Genomic DNA, 16,521 nt, shown 5'->3' on the forward strand with positions numbered 1-16,521 from the left:
GTGTCCGTATTGTTGTCGATGCTGACAGGTCAGCTTTGCATCAAACGCTTCTGTCGCGCGACGCTCATGATGAGCCCGATCGCGAAGCCGAGCGTCGTCAGCGCGGTGCCGCCGTAGCTCATGAACGGCAACGGCACGCCGACCACGGGAAGAATCCCGCTCACCATCCCGATGTTCACGAACGCGTAGGTGAAGAACGCCATCGTCAGCGAGCCGGCCAGTAATCGGCCGAATAGCGTCGCGCCGTTCGCCGCGATGTACAGGCCGCGCGCGATCAGCGCCATATAGAGCGTCAGCAATACAAGGCCGCCGGCCAGGCCGAACTCCTCTGAGAACACCGCGAAGATGAAGTCAGTGTGCTTCTCGGGAATGAACTCGAGATGCGCCTGCGTGCCCTTCAACCAGCCCTTGCCGAGCGGGCCGCCCGAGCCGATCGCGATCACGGCCTGAATGGTGTGGAAGCCTTTGCCCAACGGGTCGGACGTCGGATCGAGCAGCGTGCAGATGCGGTGCTTCTGGTAGTCGTGCATCAGCGGCCATTGCACTTCAGGCTGGCAGATCTTGTCCTGGAACGTCGCAATCGCGCCGACGGCAATCACGCCCGCAATCAGCACAGGGACGATCAGCTTGAAACTGAGCCCCGCGAAATAGATGACGAAGAACCCCGACGCGAACACGAGCACGGCCGTGCCGAGGTCGGGCTGTTTCGCGATCAGCCCGACGGGCACCGCGAGAATCAGCATGCCGACGATGTAATCCCACCAGCGGATGTTGCCTTCGCGGCGCTGGTAGTACCACGCGAGCATCAGCGGCGTCGCGATCTTGAGAATCTCCGATGGCTGGATCACCACACCAACGTTGATCCAGCGCTTGGCGCCCTTGCGCGTGAGGCCGAATAGCGCCACGGCAATCAGTAACGCGACCCCGAATGTGTAGAGCGGGACGGCGAAGCGCATCAGCGTCGTGGGCGGGATGTTGGCCAGCACCCACATCAGCGCGAACGTCAGGATGATGTTGCGCAGCTGGTCTTCGACGCGGCCGGGCACGTCGAGGCTCGCGCTGTACAGCGTCACGATACCGACGCACAGCAGCAGAAACACGATCAGTGCGAGCGGGCGATCGAAGCCCGCGAACATCTTCTTGAAGCGTTCGAGCCAGGCGCGCTTGTCGATTTGCATGCCTTTCTCCTTACTCGTCGATGCCGCCGGAAACGGGACCGCGCGGCACGGCCTGCGATTCCTCGTTACGCGACGGCGCGGCGGCGACCGGCCGCGATTCGCTGGCCGGACGGGGTTTGCGTGGGGACTTGCGGGCGTCGGACGCCTTGACGGGTGCCGCAGCCGTGGTTGCTGCCGTGTCAGATGCAGCGGGCGACGGCGCGACTGTGGCCGACGCGACGCGCGGCGCCTTGGCCGGCTTCGATGCCGAAGCGGCTCGCGGCGCCGCAGCTGACGAAGCGACAGGCGCCGAAGCCGAAGCTGCGCCCGACGCCGCGACGGCGCCGGATGCATCCGACGCAGGCGCCGCATGCGGCGTCGGTGCGCCCGCGGGCAACGGCAGTGGCTTGAAGCCAGCCGCGACGGCGACAGGCTGAATGTCGCCGGTGGGCGCTACCGGCGCGCTACCGATGACGGGCGCCGACGTTTCCTCCGTCGCCGATGCAGCCGCCACGACGGCTGCCTGCTCGACGCCCGGTTTCATGCGGTCGACTAGGTAATAGTCGAGCACCCGCCGCGCGATCGGGCCCGCCGCTTGCGCACCCCAGCCGCCGTTTTCGACGATCAGCGCGACCGCGATTTTCGGGTTGTCGGCAGGGGCAAACGCGATGAAGAGCGCGTGGTCGCGCAGATGTTCAGCGAGCGCGTGGCCGTGGTACTTCGCGCCTTGCAGCGAGAACACCTGCGCCGTCCCCGTCTTGCCCGCCGACACATACGCGGCATTGCGGAACACCTGATACGCAGTGCCCGACGGGTTCATCGTCACGTTTTCCATGCCACGCTTCACGACGTCGATATCGGACTGCTTCACGTCGATGCGTCCGTCGTCCTTCGGCACGGTAGCGCGCAGTGCCCGGGTGATCGGATTCTCGATCTCCTTCACAAGGTGCGGCTTCATCACCGTGCCGTTGTTCGCGAGCGTCGCCGTCGCATGCGCGAGTTGAAGAATCGTGTACGAGTTGTAGCCCTGGCCGATGCCGAGGCTGATCGTCTCGCCTTCGTACCAGCGTTGCTGTTCGGGCTTGCGATACGCCTTGCGCTTCCAGTCCGTCGAAGGCAGGATGCCGCGCGCTTCACCGGCGATGTCGATGCCCGTTATCTGGCCGAAGCCCCACGGCTTCATAAATCCGGCGATCGCGTTGACGCCGAGATCGTGCGCGAGCATGTAGAAGTAGGTGTCGTTCGACACCATGATCGCGCGATTCATGTCGATCCAGCCCTGACCCTGCGGCACGTCGTTGCGGAACGTGTGGCCGCCGAACGTGTACGAGCCCGGATCCTGGAAGCCCCATTGCGGCGTGCGCTTGTGCAGCGTCAGCGCGGCGAGCGCCATGAACGGCTTGTACGTCGAGCCGGGCGGATACGTGCCGTGTAGCGGACGATTCAGCAGCGGGTGATCGGGCGAGTTGTTCAGTTCGTCCCAGGTCTGCTGGTCGATGCCGTCGACAAACGAATTCGGATCGAAGCTCGGTGCGGACACGAACGCGAGCACGTCGCCCGTCGATGGCTCGATCGCGACGAGCGCGCCGCGGCGGCCCGCAAACGCCTGCTCGGCGACCTGCTGCAAGCCGATATCGAGCGACAGCACGAGGTTGTTGCCCGGTGTCGCCTGCGTGCGCGACAGCGTGCGCACCGGTCGCCCGCCCGCCGTCACTTCGACTTCTTCGAAGCCCGTCAGCCCGTGCAGCTCTGTCTCGTAGCTCTGCTCGACACCGATCTTGCCGATGTAGTCGGTGCCTTTGTAGTTGTTCGCGTCGAGGCGCGCGTCGTAGTGCTCGGGATCGCTGTCGTTCTGGTCGCTGGCGTCGTCGATCTTGTCCTGGTCGCGCTGCGAAATGCGCCCGATATAGCCGATTACATGCGCCGCCGTCGGTCCGAGCGGATATTGGCGGAACAGGCGCGCGCGCACTTCGACGCCAGGGAAGCGGAAACGCTGCGCTGTGAAGCGCGCGACTTCGTCGTCGGTGAGGCGCGTGCGGATCGGTAGGCTCTCGAAGTTCTTCGAGTCTTCCTGCAGTTTGCGGAAGCGGCGGCGGTCGCGCGCGTCGATACTGATGACGGTCGCGAGACTGTCGATTACGTTATCGAGCGTGTCGTTTAGCTTCGACGGCGTGATTTCCAGCGTGTAAGCCGAGTAGTTCTTGGCGAGTACGACGCCGTTGCGGTCGGTGATGATGCCGCGGTTCGGCACGATCGGCGCGACTGAGATGCGGTTTTCGTTGGCTTGCAGCGAGTATTTGCTGTAGTGCCAGACCTGCAGAAACAGGAAACGGAACGCGATCAGCCCGAAGCAGACGAACACGAACAGCCCCGCCGCCGCGACGCGCAGGCGGAATTTCGTGAGTTGCTGCTGGGTGTCCTTGAATTCGGTCATGCGGTTGGGCAGGAACTGCCGGTTATGCGGTTTGATTCAATTCGGCGGCGAGGCGCCGGTGCGCTGCCGGGTTTTGCGCTGCGTCGGCCGGTTGCGCAGCGCATTGCGTCGTCGAACGCTCGTGAAGGCGGCGAAAAGCCTGGCGCGTTCATCAGCGGACGGGCGGCGCGGGCGGTCAGATGGGCCGCGTATCGTCCGGATCGGCCGGACGGCGTTGCGGCATCAAAAGCAGAATGCTCGCGACGGGCCAGAGTGCTGCTTCGACGAACCCGTCGATCAGATAACCCCAGCCCGGAAACGACGCGCCCGTCAGCAGGCGGATCACGAACGGCACGAGTTGCGCGACGACGAGCAACGGCATCACAGCGAAAACCTGCACACCGATCGACATCCACAGCACGCGGCGGTGGATCGTGATCGCGCCGTACGACAACAGCGTGTAGGCGAGCGCGTGTTCGCCGAGCAGGCTGGCGTTATGCACGTCCATCAACAGACCGAGCATAAACGCGATACCCATGCCGACCTTGCGCGGCTGATGCACGTTCCAGAACAGCAGCACGAGCGCGACGAAATCGGGCACGCCGACCAGACGGCCCCACGGCATCATGTTCAGCAGGAACGCGGCGGCGAGGCTGAACGCGATGAAATAAGGATTGACGGGCTGCAGGATGTACTGCGGGCGATTCATTGCTTGGCCCCCTGATTTGCCCCTTGAGCGGCTTGAGGCTTCGCGCCCTTTTCAGCGGCCGGCTTCTTTTCGGTCGATGCCTTGCCAGCAGGCTTGGCCGACGATGCGACAGCCGGCGCAGCCGGTTTTGCCGCAGCCGCGGCCGCTGCAGGCGCCGATGCGGCGGCCGTCGGAGCAGACTTCGCGTCCTTCTCGCCTGACTTGCCCTTGTCCTGCGTTTTCGCGTTCTTCTTTTTCGCTTCCTTCGCGGCTGCGGCGGGATCGGGTTCGTCGGCGGGGCGCGGCGGCACGTTGTTCTCGTAGTGTAGGACAAGCAGGTCGCGAGCACCGCGCACAGGCGCGATGGGCTGGCAGATCACGCGCGCGAACGCCGTGTCCGCCTGCTTGTCGACGCGCACCACCTTCGCGACTGGCAGCCCCGGCGGATAGATGCCGTCGAGACCGCTCGTCACGAGTTCATCGCCGGCCAGCACATCGGCGCTGATCGGCACGAAACGCAGGTCGAGCGCGTCGCCCTTCGGCGTGCCGTAGATCACGCTGCGCAGGCCCGTGCGGACGATCTGCACGGGGACGGCCTGGTCCTTGTCGGTGAGCAGCGTCACTTCGGACTGCATCGGGAACACGCGCGTCACCTGGCCGATCACGCCGTCTTCATTGACGACGGGCGAACCGTCCCTGATGCCTTGCTGCGATCCGCGGCCGATCACGACCTTTTGCGTGAACGGATCGCGCGTGTCGTACTGGATTTCGGCGGGGATCGACTGCGTTGTCATCCGTTGTGACAGCTGCAGCAGATTACGCAGATGCGCGTTTTCCGCGTCGAGCTGGGCCGCCTGGTTGGCCTGCTGCGACAACTGCAGATTGCGTGTGCGCAACTTGTCGTTCTCACCGCGCAGCGACGCGCTGGTGACGGCGAGATCGGCGGCGCCCATGAAGATGTCGCGCGGCACCAGCGCCGCGCGCTGCAACGGATACAAGCCCGCGCCGAGCACGCCGCGAACGATCTCGAGCGTGCGGAATCGCGCGTCGGAAATGAGCAGGGCGAGCGCTACCAGCACGAAGAAGATAAGTCGTGCGAGAGCCGAGGGGCCTTGCTTGAATAGGGGCGGCGGACTGTATTCCATGGTCGCCGGGAGCGTGAGCGATTGGGTGAAACGGCGGCGCGCTAGGCGCGCGCCCAACGCACAAAGGCTGGCGGAGCCAGCCTTTCAGTGCGCGCTGCAGACATGGAGACTGGCAACCTTACTCGTACGAGAAGATGCTGCCGAGCTTGTCCATGCGTTCGAGCGCCATGCCCGAGCCACGCACGACGCACGTCAGCGGATCTTCTGCGACCAGCACGGGCAGGCCCGTTTCTTCCGCCAGCAGGCGGTCGAGGTCGCGCAGCAGTGCGCCACCGCCCGTCAGCATCATGCCGCGTTCGGCGATGTCGGCGCCGAGTTCCGGCGGCGTCTGTTCCAGCGCGATCTTCACCGACGACACGATCTGGTTCAGCGGATCGGTCAATGCTTCGAGAATTTCATTGCTCGAAATGGTGAAGCTGCGCGGAATGCCTTCCGACAGGTTACGGCCCTTCACTTCCATTTCCTTGACTTCCGAGCCCGGGAACGCGGAGCCGATTTCCTTCTTGATGGCTTCGGCCGTCTGTTCGCCGATCAGCATGCCGTAGTTGCGGCGGATGTAGTTGACGATCGCTTCGTCGAACTTGTCGCCGCCGACGCGCACCGAACCCTTGTACACGATGCCGCCCAGCGAGATCACGCCGACTTCCGTCGTGCCGCCGCCGATGTCGACGACCATCGAGCCCGTTGCTTCCGAAACCGGCAGACCCGCACCGATAGCAGCTGCCATCGGCTCTTCGATCAGGTAGACCTGCGATGCGCCCGCACCGTGTGCCGCTTCCTTGATGGCACGGCGCTCGACCTGGGTCGAACCGCACGGCACGCAGATGATGATGCGTGGCGACGGCGAGAACATGCGCGATTCGTGAGCCGTCTTGATGAACTGCTTGATCATCTGTTCGGTCACGGTGAAGTCGGCGATCACGCCGTCCTTCATCGGGCGGATCGCCTCGATGTTGCCCGGCACCTTGCCGAGCATCTGCTTTGCTTCCTTGCCGACTGCCTGAATGGTCTTCTTGCCATTCGGGCCGCCTTCCTGGCGAATCGAAACGACGGACGGCTCGTCGAGAACGATACCTTTGCCACGCATGTAGATAAGCGTGTTGGCCGTGCCGAGGTCAATGGCCAGATCGTTGGAGAAATAGCTGCGCAAAAAACCGAACATGCAAAATCCTGTCTCGCTGGGGGCCGGCCCTCGCATCGAAAGCGTAGGGCGGCAGCGGAAAAAAATTAGCAGCCTCATGTCCGGCCAAGTGCGCCGTAGGAAGCATGAAACTGCGAGGGAACGTACCGGAGGCTATCGCAAGGCAGCCGAACTGTCGTTCAGCGATCTCTGAAAATGTCAGAAAGCCCTTGGTAAGACGGTCCGGGTTTGGGTCGAACGCGTAATGATACCTTATAATTTTGCTTGATTTAAAGGAAACGAATGGCACTTTTTGCCTTCGCGGGCCCCAATTTCGAGGGCTTGCTCCAATGACCTAACCCGCTGTCGCAGCATCGTTTTTTCATCGTTGCGGCAGACTGCCACTTTTCCGGTGATCGCATGGCCCTGACTCTGACCGATGTGAAACGCATCGCCCACCTCGCACGGCTCGAACTGCCCGATGCCGACGCCGAGCACACGCTGACCCAGCTCAACGATTTCTTCGGCCTCGTCGAACAGATGCAGGCGGTGGATACAACGGGCATCGCGCCGCTCGCGCATCCCATCGAGCAGATCGAAGACGTGGCGCTGCGTCTGCGCAACGACGCGGTGACCGAAAACGTGAATCGCGATGATTACCAGCGTCCGGCGCCCGCGGTGCAGGACGGCCTGTATCTGGTGCCGAAGGTCATCGAGTAAGCGCCGCTTCAATGATTTAGCACAGGGTTGTGTGTCACGCGTGCGAATCTCGGCGCGCAGCACAACCCGCTCTGTTCGGCCCGGCCCGCCGGCGGGCGGCCGGAAGCCTTCACGGCGGCGCAGCGCGCCGTCGCGCTTTCCAGGAAAAACGCAATGCATGAAAAAAGCTTGACCGAACTGCGCGCCGCGCTCGACGCGAAGCAATGCTCCGCGGTCGAACTGGCGCAGACGTATCTGAAACGCATTGACGATCACAAGGCGCTGAACGCCTTCGTTCACGTCGATGCGCAACAGACGCTCGCGCAGGCGCAAGCCGCCGACGCGCTGATCGCCGCCGGCAACGCCGGTCCGCTGACGGGCCTGCCCATCGCGCACAAGGACGTGTTCGTCACGCGCAACTGGCGCTCCACGGCCGGCTCGAAGATGCTCGAAAACTATACGAGCCCGTTCGATGCAACGGTCGTCGAGCGGATCGCGCGCGCGGGCATGGTGTGCGTCGGCAAGACCAATATGGACGAATTCGCGATGGGTTCGTCGAACGAGAACTCGTACTTCGGCCCGGTGCAGAACCCGTGGGATCGCAAGGCCGTGCCGGGCGGCTCGTCGGGCGGTTCGGCGGCGGCTGTCGCCGCGCGCCTCGCGCCCGCCGCGACGGGCACGGACACGGGCGGTTCGATCCGCCAGCCGGCGTCGTTCACGGGCATTACGGGCATCAAGCCGACGTATGGCCGCGTGTCGCGTTACGGGATGATCGCGTTTGCGTCGTCGCTCGATCAGGGCGGTCCGCTGGCGCAGACGGCCGCCGACTGCGCGCTGCTGCTGAACGCAATGGGCGGCTTCGACGAGCGCGACTCGACGAGCCTCACGCACGATCACGAAAACTACACGCGCTATCTCGGCCAGACATGGTCGGGCGCAGGCAACGCGGCTGACAAGCCGCTCGCGGGCCTGCGCATCGGCTTGCCGAAGGAATACTTCGGCGCAGGCCTCTCCGACGACGTGCGCGCCTCCATCGACGCCGCGTTGAAGCAATACGAAGCGCTCGGCGCGACGCTCGTCGAAGTGTCGCTTCCGAAGACGGAACTGTCGATTCCCGTGTACTACGTGATCGCGCCGGCGGAAGCGTCGTCGAACCTGTCGCGTTTCGATGGCGTGCGCTACGGCCATCGCGCGGCCGAGTATCGCGATCTGCTCGACATGTATAAGAAGTCGCGCGCCGAAGGTTTCGGCCCCGAAGTGAAGCGCCGCATTCTGGTCGGCGCCTATGTGCTGTCGCACGGCTACTACGACGCCTACTACCTGCAGGCGCAGAAGATCCGCCGCATCATCGCGCAGGATTTCCAGGAAGCGTTCAAGCAGTGCGACGTGATCATGGGCCCGGTGGCGCCGTCGGTTGCGTGGGATATCGGCGCGAAGGGCGACGATCCCGTGCAGATGTATCTCGCGGATATCTACACGCTGTCGGTGAGCCTCGCCGGTTTGCCGGGCATGAGCGTGCCGTGCGGCTTCGGCGCGGGCGCGAATGCGCAGCGCCCCGTCGGCTTGCAGATCATCGGCAACTATTTCAACGAAGCACGCATGCTGCAAGTGGCGGACGCGTTCCAGCGCGTCACGGACTGGCATCGCAAGGCGCCGGCGGGAGTTTAAGCATGGCAACACAATGGGAAGTCGTTATCGGTCTCGAGACCCACGCGCAGTTGTCGACGGTCTCGAAGATTTTCTCGGGCGCGGCCACGCAGTTCGGCGCCGCGCCGAACACGCAGGCCTGCGCCGTCGATCTGGCGTTGCCGGGCGTGCTGCCCGTGATGAACCGGGGCGCTGTCGAGCGCGCGATCCAGTTCGGTCTCGCAATCGACGCAACGATCGCGCCGCGCAGCATCTTCGCGCGCAAGAATTATTTCTACCCTGATCTGCCGAAGGGCTATCAGATCAGCCAGTACGAAATCCCTGTCGTGCAGGGCGGTCAGATTACGATCCAGGTGCCCGCCAATGAAAAGGCCGGCAAGGAAGCGTATGAAAAGACCGTCAACCTGACACGCGCCCACCTCGAAGAAGATGCGGGCAAGTCGCTGCACGAAGACTTTGCGGGCATGACGGGCATCGACCTGAATCGCGCGGGCACGCCGCTGCTCGAAATCGTTACCGAGCCGGAAATGCGTAGCGCAGCGGAAGCGGTTGCGTATGCGAAGGCGTTGCACGGTCTCGTCGTGTGGCTCGGCATTTGCGACGGCAACATGCAGGAAGGCTCGTTCCGCTGCGACGCGAACGTGTCGGTGCGCCCCGTCGGCCAGAAGGAATTCGGCACGCGCGCCGAGATCAAGAACCTGAACTCGTTCCGCTTCCTCGAAGAAGCGATCCAGTACGAAGTGCGCCGTCAGATCGAACTGATCGAAGACGGCGGCACGGTGGTGCAGGAAACGCGTCTGTACGATCCCGACAAGCGCGAAACCCGTTCGATGCGCAGCAAGGAAGACGCGCACGATTACCGCTATTTCCCCGATCCCGATCTGATGCCGCTCGTAATCGATTCGTCGTGGGTCGAGCGCGTGCGGGGCGAACTGCCGGAACTGCCGGCGGCGATGCAGCAGCGCTTCGTCGAGCAATACGGTCTCACACCGTACGACGCAGGTGTCGTCACGTCGAGCAAGGCGATGGCCGCATACTACGAAGCCGTTGTCGCGAAGGTCGGTGCAGCGCAGGCGAAAGTCGCGGCGAACTGGCTGATGGGCGAAGTGTCGTCGCAACTCAACCGCGAAGACCTCGACATCGCGAACAGCCCGGTGTCGGCTGCGCAACTCGCGCTCGTTCTGCAACGCATCGCCGACGGCACGATCTCGAACAAGATCGCGAAGGAAATTTTCCTCGCGATCTGGGAAGAGAAAGCCACCGATGACACCGCCGCCGACCGCATCATCGAAGCGAAGGGTCTCAAGCAGATTTCGGATACGGGCGCGCTCGAAGCGATCATCGACGAAGTGCTCGCCGCGAACCAGAAGTCGGTCGAGGAATTCCGCGCGGGCAAGGAGAAGGCGTTCAACGCACTGATCGGCCAGGCGATGAAGGCGACCAAGGGCAAGGCGAATCCGCAGCAGGTCAACGAGCTGTTGAAGAAGAAGCTGGGCTGAGTGTCGTAGTGGTATCGGCTTTCGTGTGCGGCATGTCGTATGCGAGACCATGACGGGCTGTTGTCGCATCGAAAGTCGCGCAACGGCCCGTTTGCTTTTCCATTCGACGTGACTGCACGGCGCACAGGAGGAACAACGATGGCTAAGAAGAACGAGCTCGACGAATATCGCGTGCCCTTTTTCGACGGGAACGACAAGGCGAAGTTTTCACTCCCCAGCATCGATCCGTCCTCGAAGCCGTTTACGACGGGATCGAAAGATACCGACCGCGAACGGCTCGCCGAGATCGGCGCGGCGCTGGATGCTCAGCAGGAGCGCCTGCACGCGCAGCGCGTGCAGCGCGTTCTGCTCGTGCTGCAAGGCATGGACACGAGCGGCAAGGACGGCACGATCCGCGCGGTGTTTCATGAAGTCGATCCGCTTGGTCTGCGCATCGTGCCGTTCAAGGCGCCGACGCTCACCGAGCTTGCACACGACTTCCTGTGGCGCGTCCACTCGCAGGCGCCCGCCGCCGGCGAACTGACGATCTTCAACCGCAGCCATTACGAAGACGTGCTCGTGCCCGTCGTGCTCGGTTCGATGGACAAGGACGCGCGCCTGCGCCGCTACCGGCACATTCGCGATTTCGAGCTGATGCTTGCGCAGAACGGCACGACGATCATCAAATGCATGCTGCACATTTCGAAGGATGAGCAGCGCGAGCGCTTGCAAGCGCGTATCGACGATCCGACCAAGCACTGGAAATTCGACGTCTCCGATCTCGACGCACGCAAGCTGTGGGACAAGTATCAGGACGCGTACGAGGAAGCGCTCGCCGCGACGTCGACGGATTACGCGCCGTGGTACGTGATTCCCGCGGATTCGAAGACTCACCGCAACGTGATGGTCGGTGAATTGCTGCTGCGCGCGTTCGAGTCACTGAAGCTCGAATTCCCGCCGGCGAAAGAATCGCTGAAGGGCGTGATAGTCGAATGATCTTCACCTTGTCGAATAGACGAAAACATAACGAAGGAAAAACATGTTGCGTGTGATCACCGCCAACCTGAACGGCATCCGTTCGGCGGCCAAGAAGGGCTTTTTCGAGTGGTTCGGCGAGCAGAAAGCCGACGTCGTGTGCGTGCAGGAAATCAAATGCTCGCAGGACGACATGACGCCTGAATTCCTCGCGCCGCACGGTTTCACCGGCTATTTCCAGCATGCGGTGAAGAAGGGTTATAGCGGCGCGGGTCTCTATACGCGTCACGAGCCGGATGAGGTCATCATCGGCTTCGGCAGCGAAGAGTTCGATCCCGAAGGCCGCTACGTGGAAGCGCGCTTCGGCAATCTGTCGGTGATTTCGGTGTATGTGCCGTCGGGTTCGAGCGGCGACGAACGTCAGCAGGCGAAGTACCGCTTCATGGACGAGTTCATGCCGCATCTCACCGAGTTGTCGAAAGAGCGCGAAGTGATCGTGTGCGGTGACGTGAACATCGTGCATAAGGAAATCGACATCAAGAACTGGAAGGGCAACCAGAAGAACTCGGGCTGCCTGCCGGAAGAACGCGCGTGGCTCACGAAGCTGTTCGACGATGTCGGCTACGTGGACGTGTTCCGCACGCTCGACCAGCGGCCGGAGCAATACACGTGGTGGAGCAATCGCGGCCAGGCGTATGCGAAGAACGTGGGGTGGCGCATCGACTATCAGATCGCGACGCCGGGCATTGCGGCGACGGCGAAGCGCGTCGACGTGTTCCGCGATATCAAGTTCAGCGATCACGCGCCCGTGACCGTCGACTACGCGCACAAGATCGCGAAGAAATAAGCGAAAGCGGCGTCAGTCGGTCGCGGTCGTACGACGCGGTCGGCCGATGCCCGCATAGTCGGGCAACGCATCGACGGTCTTGCCGACGGCTTTCGCGTACAGCGGCAGCATGTCGGCGAGCCGCTTCATGATGTCGGCGCGGCGTGTCGGGTTGTACGGGTGTACGTAGATGAAGCCCTGATCGCGGTTGTTGCGCGTCGCGACGGCCAGCTTGTCCCATAGCGTGATCGCCGCGCGCGGATCGTAACCGGCACGCGATGCAATGTCGCTGCCGATCACATCGGCTTCCGTTTCGTCGGCGCGTTCGTACTTCATTTCCAGCAACTGCGTGCCGATGCCGAGCGGCGCTTCGCCGAGATCGGCGAGGCCGAAGAGTTGCGGAATCGTCCCCGATCCGAGTTGCGCGGCCTGCTGTTCGCCGAGACGCTCGCGCGCGTGCTCACGCAGCGCGTGAGCGATTTCATGGCCGAGCAGCATGCCGAGTTCGTTGTCGTTGGGCTTGACCTTGTCGAGCATGCCGCCATACACGACGATCTTGCCGCCTGGCAGACAGTACACACGAATGTCCGGCGAACGCAGCACCGCGATGTCCCACTTCCAGTTCTTCGCGCGGTCGTTCCATTTCAGCGAATACGGAACCAGCTTGTCGACGATCGCCTGCACGCGCTTCACGTGCGCGTCCGATGACGGATAGAGCCGGCTCATGTGCTCGGCGCCGCGTGCGATCTGATCAAACTCCTCAGCCGATTGCGCTTCGAGCATCGGCGACGGAATCAGATTGCGGAACACCGCATAGCCGCCATAGCGCAATTGCTGGTTCGGCATGAAAGGCGGTGGCAGCGGGGGCGTGGGTGCCGGCGTGCGAGCCGTCACGGGCGTTGGCGGCGTCGCCGTGCCTGCGTTCGACGGCGCGGATGGGCTGGACGTGGCGGACGGCGCATCTGACTTTGGCGTGGAAGGCGTCGAAGGAGTGGATGGCGCAGCAGGCGCGTTTGCAGCGGGCGGCGCGCTGACGTTCGACGTCGATTCGGTCGCGTGCGCTTGCCACGGCGACGTCACGCCGAACGCCGCGCACGCGGCGAGAACGGCGAGATGCAGCGCACGGGTGCGCCCGCGCATGCGATATGCAGGCGATCGACGGGAAACGGCGCGCGAAGCCGGACCAATGGCAGCGCGCCGCGACGCAAACACCATCACGACTGCTTTCTCCAAGGGGCGATCCGAAACAACAGTAGCATGCCCGGTATAGCAAGCGCCGTGCAGACGAGGAAGTAGTTGAACCAGCCTATCTGCGCGACCGCGAAGCCGCTTGCCGCCGACGCCAGCGTGCGCGGCACGGAAGCCAGCGACGTGAAGAGCGCGAACTGCGTCGCCGTATAGCGCGGGTCGGTCGTGCTGGCGATATACGCGGTGAACGCGGCGAGCGTGAGGCCTGTCGTGAATGTCTCGAAGCCGTACACGAGCGCGAGCGCGACCGACATCGGATCGAGTTGCACCGTCCAGCCGACGCCGAGCAACGACAGCAGTTTCGTCGTGCCCGTGCTGAGCGCAACGGCGATGTCGTACACGACGGTGAGCCCCGGCGACGTCGGTCCGACATGCGCGAGCCATGCGAAGCCGAGCGTCGACACCATCTGCAGGATGCCGAAGATCCACAAGCCGCGACCGATGCCGATCCGCATCAGCGCAATCCCGCCGATGATGCCGCCCGCCAGACTCGCGCCGAACGCCGTCGTCTTCGCGATCACGCCGATCTGCGTGCGCGAAAAGCCGATGTCGAGAAAGAACGACGTGGACAGCGTGGTCGCCATCGTATCGCCGAGCTTGTACAGGAAGATGAACCCGAGCACGAACAGCGCGCCGCGCCAGCCGTCGCGCAGAATGAATTCACGGAAGGGCTCGACGATCGCTTCGCGCAGGTTCCTGGGCGGCGCGCCGTGTACTTCGGGTTCTTTCACGACGAGCGTCATCACCATGCCGGGCAGCATGAAAGCGGCCGTCACGATGAACACGGTCGCCCACGGCAGATGGTCGGAGAGAATCAGCGCGAGCGAACCGGGCACGAGCGCCGCGATCTTGTACGCGTTCACGTGTACGGCGTTGCCGAGGCCTTGCTCGGTGTCGTGCAGCAGTTCGCGCCGATACGCGTCGATCACGATATCCGAGCTCGCGCCGAAGAACGCGACGAGCGCGGTCAGTGCGGCAACCGTCCAGATCGAATCGCGCGGCGAGACGATGCCAAGCGATGCGATTGCGCCGGCGACCAGAATCTGCGTGAAGAGCATCCAGCCGCGCCGGCGTCCTGGCCGCCAGCCGGGCAGACGCGGCACGTAACGGTCCATCAGCGGCGCCCAGAGGAATTTCCACGTATAGGGAAACTGGATCAGCGCAAACAGGCCGATTTCCTTCAGGTTCACGCCTTCTGAGCGCAGCCAGGCCTGGACAAGATAGACGAGGGTGAACAGCGGCAACCCCGACGTGAAGCCGAGGAAAACGCAGATCAGCATGCGCGCGTTGAGAAACGCGCGCCAGCCGGGATGTTCTTCGTGAGCGGTTAGTGCAGGCGCCTCGTGTGGCGGGTTCGACATGAGATGAGTGACGTTAGCTTTTCTTGACGCGATAGACCGCAAGACTACCACGCCAGTTCACGCCCCATCGCACCTGCTGGCCGCCATGCAACACGACTCGATCGAGAATCTCGATGCCGACTTCCGGCGCGAGCGCCTCGAAATCCTTGATGGTCAGCACGCGCACGTTCGGCGTGTTGTGCCACTGATAAGGCAGCGACTTCGACACGGGCATGCGTCCCTGCAAAACGGACAGCCGGTGCGTCCAGAATCCGAAATTTGGGAACGAAACAATGCATTCCTTGCCGACACGCACCGTCTCGCGCAGGATCGCGGCTGTCTGGTGAATGGTCTGCAGCGTTTGAGAAAGGATCGCAAAATCGAAGCTGCCGTCTTCGAACAGGCGCAAGCCGTCTTCCAGATTCTGCTGGATCACGTTGATGCCGTTCTTCGTCGAAGCGAGCACGCCGGCGTCGTTGATCTCGATGCCGTAGCCCGTTACTTCGAGCTCTTCCATCAGCAGCGACAGCAGCGAGCCGTCGCCGCAGCCGAGATCGAGCACCGTTCCGCGTGGCTCGACCCAGCGGGCAATCGCGCGGAAATCCGGTCGCGTCGCAAGATAATCGAGAGCGCGCTGGTTCATGCGTTGACCTCTGCAGCAATGCGTTCGTAGTAGGCGCGCATCAGGTTGTGATAGCGCGCGTCGTCGAGGAGAAAGGCGTCGTGGCCGTGCGGCGCGTCGATTTCGCCATATGTGACCTGGCGCTTGTGATCGAGCAGCGCCTTCACCAGCTCGCGCGAGCGCGCGGGCGCGAAACGCCAGTCGGTCGTGAAGCTCGCGATCAGATACTTCGCCTTCGTATGCGCGAGTGCCGCCGTGAGATCGCCGTCATACGCCTTGGCGGGATCGAAGTAATCGAGCGCGCGCGTGATCAGCAGATACGTGTTCGCGTCGAAGTAGTCGGCGAACTTGTCGCCCTGGTAGCGCAGATACGATTCCACTTCGAACTCGACGTCGAAGTTGAAGTTGTAGGCGTCTTCCGCGCCTTCCGCGCGACGCAGCGCGCGGCCGAACTTCGCGGCCATGTCGTCATCGGACAGATACGTGATGTGGCCGATCATCCGCGCGACGCGCAAGCCGCGCTTCGGCTTCACGCCGTGCGCGTAGTAGTTGCCGCCGTGAAAATCCGGATCCGACAGGATCGACGAGCGCGCCACTTCGTTGAACGCGATGTTCTGCGCGGAGAGCTTGGGCGTCGATGCAACGACGATGCAATGCGCGAGCCGCTCGGGATACATCATGCTCCACGCGAGCGCCTGCATGCCGCCGAGACTGCCGCCCATCACGGCTGCGAATTTCTCGATGCCGAACGTGTCGGCGACGAGCGCCTGCGCGTTCACCCAGTCTTCAACCGTAACGACGGGGAAGCTTGCGCCGTACGGACGGCCCGTCGACGGATCGATGCTCATCGGGCCCGTCGAGCCGAAGCACGAACCGAGGTTGTTCACGCCGATCACGAAGAAGCGGTTAGTGTCGAGCGGCTTGCCGGGGCCGACCATGTTGTCCCACCAGCCGACGTTCTTCGGATCATCCGCGTAGACGCCCGCGACGTGATGCGACGCGTTGAGCGCGTGGCACACGAGCACGGCATTGCTGCGCGCGGCGTTGAGCGTGCCGTACGTTTCGACGACGAGGTCGTAGTTCGCGAGCGAGCTGCCGTTCTGCAGGCGCAGCGGCTCGGAGAAATGCATTGTTTGTGGAGTGACGATCCCGATCGATTCCAT

Annotated in this window: 14 protein-coding genes; 5 read left to right on the plus strand and 9 right to left on the minus strand. The window is 63.3% G+C overall.

The annotated features are described in order from the left end of the window. Positions 1 to 29: 29 nt before the first annotated feature. From rodA to C2L65_RS00245, 5 genes are all read right to left on the minus strand, one after another. Positions 30 to 1,178, minus strand: coding sequence for a rod shape-determining protein RodA (gene rodA / locus C2L65_RS00225; protein ID WP_042305018.1), 1,149 nt, complete (start codon positions 1,176 to 1,178; stop codon positions 30 to 32). Positions 1,179 to 1,188: 10 nt separating this feature from the next. Continuing rightward, on the minus strand, positions 1,189 to 3,591 hold the full coding sequence (gene mrdA, locus C2L65_RS00230) for a penicillin-binding protein 2 (protein ID WP_042305017.1): 2,403 nt from the start codon (positions 3,589 to 3,591) through the stop codon (positions 1,189 to 1,191). Positions 3,592 to 3,766: 175 nt separating this feature from the next. Beyond that, on the minus strand, positions 3,767 to 4,279 hold the full coding sequence (mreD, locus tag C2L65_RS00235; RefSeq protein WP_042305016.1) for a rod shape-determining protein MreD: 513 nt from the start codon (positions 4,277 to 4,279) through the stop codon (positions 3,767 to 3,769). Beyond that, positions 4,276 to 5,403 (minus strand): rod shape-determining protein MreC, encoded by a 1,128-nt coding sequence (gene mreC / locus C2L65_RS00240; protein WP_042305015.1) that lies wholly within the window; start codon positions 5,401 to 5,403, stop codon positions 4,276 to 4,278. The genes mreD and mreC overlap by 4 nt, the downstream gene beginning before the upstream one ends. Positions 5,404 to 5,521: 118 nt before the next feature. Then, positions 5,522 to 6,565 (minus strand): rod shape-determining protein, encoded by a 1,044-nt coding sequence (locus C2L65_RS00245; RefSeq protein WP_004189550.1) that lies wholly within the window; start codon positions 6,563 to 6,565, stop codon positions 5,522 to 5,524. 378 nt (positions 6,566 to 6,943) lie between these two features. Between C2L65_RS00245 and gatC the strand changes: the two genes are divergently transcribed. From gatC to C2L65_RS00270, 5 genes are all read left to right on the plus strand, one after another. Further along, positions 6,944 to 7,243 (plus strand): Asp-tRNA(Asn)/Glu-tRNA(Gln) amidotransferase subunit GatC, encoded by a 300-nt coding sequence (gene gatC, locus C2L65_RS00250; protein ID WP_007582035.1) that lies wholly within the window; start codon positions 6,944 to 6,946, stop codon positions 7,241 to 7,243. Positions 7,244 to 7,396: 153 nt separating this feature from the next. Then, positions 7,397 to 8,890, plus strand: coding sequence for an Asp-tRNA(Asn)/Glu-tRNA(Gln) amidotransferase subunit GatA (gatA, locus tag C2L65_RS00255; protein ID WP_042305158.1), 1,494 nt, complete (start codon positions 7,397 to 7,399; stop codon positions 8,888 to 8,890). Between the two features lie 2 nt (positions 8,891 to 8,892). Continuing rightward, complete coding sequence (gatB, locus tag C2L65_RS00260) at positions 8,893 to 10,368, plus strand: Asp-tRNA(Asn)/Glu-tRNA(Gln) amidotransferase subunit GatB (RefSeq protein WP_042305014.1); 1,476 nt, start codon at positions 8,893 to 8,895, stop codon at positions 10,366 to 10,368. A gap of 138 nt (positions 10,369 to 10,506) precedes the next feature. Next, positions 10,507 to 11,343 carry a PPK2 family polyphosphate kinase gene (locus tag C2L65_RS00265; protein WP_042305013.1) on the plus strand — a complete coding sequence of 279 codons (837 nt, stop codon included), beginning with the start codon at positions 10,507 to 10,509 and terminating at the stop codon, positions 11,341 to 11,343. 43 nt (positions 11,344 to 11,386) lie between these two features. Next, on the plus strand, positions 11,387 to 12,169 hold the full coding sequence (locus tag C2L65_RS00270) for an exodeoxyribonuclease III (protein ID WP_007582049.1): 783 nt from the start codon (positions 11,387 to 11,389) through the stop codon (positions 12,167 to 12,169). 12 nt (positions 12,170 to 12,181) lie between these two features. Here the strand turns inward: C2L65_RS00270 and C2L65_RS00275 are convergent, their stop codons facing one another. Genes C2L65_RS00275 through metX form a run of 4 tightly spaced genes read right to left on the minus strand, consistent with a single transcriptional unit; the run spans position 12,182 to position 16,521 of the window. Continuing rightward, positions 12,182 to 13,363, minus strand: coding sequence for a M48 family metallopeptidase (locus C2L65_RS00275; RefSeq protein ID WP_081920768.1), 1,182 nt, complete (start codon positions 13,361 to 13,363; stop codon positions 12,182 to 12,184). Further along, the gene (locus tag C2L65_RS00280; protein ID WP_042305012.1) at positions 13,363 to 14,757 is read right to left on the minus strand and encodes an AmpG family muropeptide MFS transporter; all 1,395 of its coding nucleotides are present in this window, start codon (positions 14,755 to 14,757) and stop codon (positions 13,363 to 13,365) included. The genes C2L65_RS00275 and C2L65_RS00280 overlap by 1 nt, the downstream gene beginning before the upstream one ends. Before the next feature lie 13 nt (positions 14,758 to 14,770). Continuing rightward, positions 14,771 to 15,379 (minus strand): methionine biosynthesis protein MetW, encoded by a 609-nt coding sequence (metW, locus tag C2L65_RS00285; RefSeq protein ID WP_007582053.1) that lies wholly within the window; start codon positions 15,377 to 15,379, stop codon positions 14,771 to 14,773. Next, on the minus strand, positions 15,376 to 16,521 hold the full coding sequence (metX, locus tag C2L65_RS00290) for a homoserine O-succinyltransferase MetX (RefSeq protein ID WP_042305011.1): 1,146 nt from the start codon (positions 16,519 to 16,521) through the stop codon (positions 15,376 to 15,378). Before metX ends, metW begins: the two co-directional genes overlap by 4 nt.

Origin of the sequence: Paraburkholderia terrae, assembly GCF_002902925.1 — a bacterium.
Classification (GTDB): domain Bacteria; phylum Pseudomonadota; class Gammaproteobacteria; order Burkholderiales; family Burkholderiaceae; genus Paraburkholderia; species Paraburkholderia terrae.

Bases quoted from the DNA above. Each gene is read 5' to 3' on its own strand.
- rodA (WP_042305018.1), bottom strand. From the start codon at position 1,178: ATGCAAATCGACAAGCGCGCCTGGCTCGAACGCTTCAAGAAGATGTTC.
- mrdA (WP_042305017.1), bottom strand. From the start codon at position 3,591: ATGACCGAATTCAAGGACACCCAGCAGCAACTCACGAAATTCCGCCTG.
- mreD (WP_042305016.1), bottom strand. From the start codon at position 4,279: ATGAATCGCCCGCAGTACATCCTGCAGCCCGTCAATCCTTATTTCATC.
- mreC (WP_042305015.1), bottom strand. From the start codon at position 5,403: ATGGAATACAGTCCGCCGCCCCTATTCAAGCAAGGCCCCTCGGCTCTC.
- C2L65_RS00245 (WP_004189550.1), bottom strand. From the start codon at position 6,565: ATGTTCGGTTTTTTGCGCAGCTATTTCTCCAACGATCTGGCCATTGAC.
- gatC (WP_007582035.1), top strand. From the start codon at position 6,944: ATGGCCCTGACTCTGACCGATGTGAAACGCATCGCCCACCTCGCACGG.
- gatA (WP_042305158.1), top strand. From the start codon at position 7,397: ATGCATGAAAAAAGCTTGACCGAACTGCGCGCCGCGCTCGACGCGAAG.
- gatB (WP_042305014.1), top strand. From the start codon at position 8,893: ATGGCAACACAATGGGAAGTCGTTATCGGTCTCGAGACCCACGCGCAG.
- C2L65_RS00265 (WP_042305013.1), top strand. From the start codon at position 10,507: ATGGCTAAGAAGAACGAGCTCGACGAATATCGCGTGCCCTTTTTCGAC.
- C2L65_RS00270 (WP_007582049.1), top strand. From the start codon at position 11,387: ATGTTGCGTGTGATCACCGCCAACCTGAACGGCATCCGTTCGGCGGCC.
- C2L65_RS00275 (WP_081920768.1), bottom strand. From the start codon at position 13,363: ATGGTGTTTGCGTCGCGGCGCGCTGCCATTGGTCCGGCTTCGCGCGCC.
- C2L65_RS00280 (WP_042305012.1), bottom strand. From the start codon at position 14,757: ATGTCGAACCCGCCACACGAGGCGCCTGCACTAACCGCTCACGAAGAA.
- metW (WP_007582053.1), bottom strand. From the start codon at position 15,379: ATGAACCAGCGCGCTCTCGATTATCTTGCGACGCGACCGGATTTCCGC.
- metX (WP_042305011.1), bottom strand. From the start codon at position 16,521: ATGGAATCGATCGGGATCGTCACTCCACAAACAATGCATTTCTCCGAG.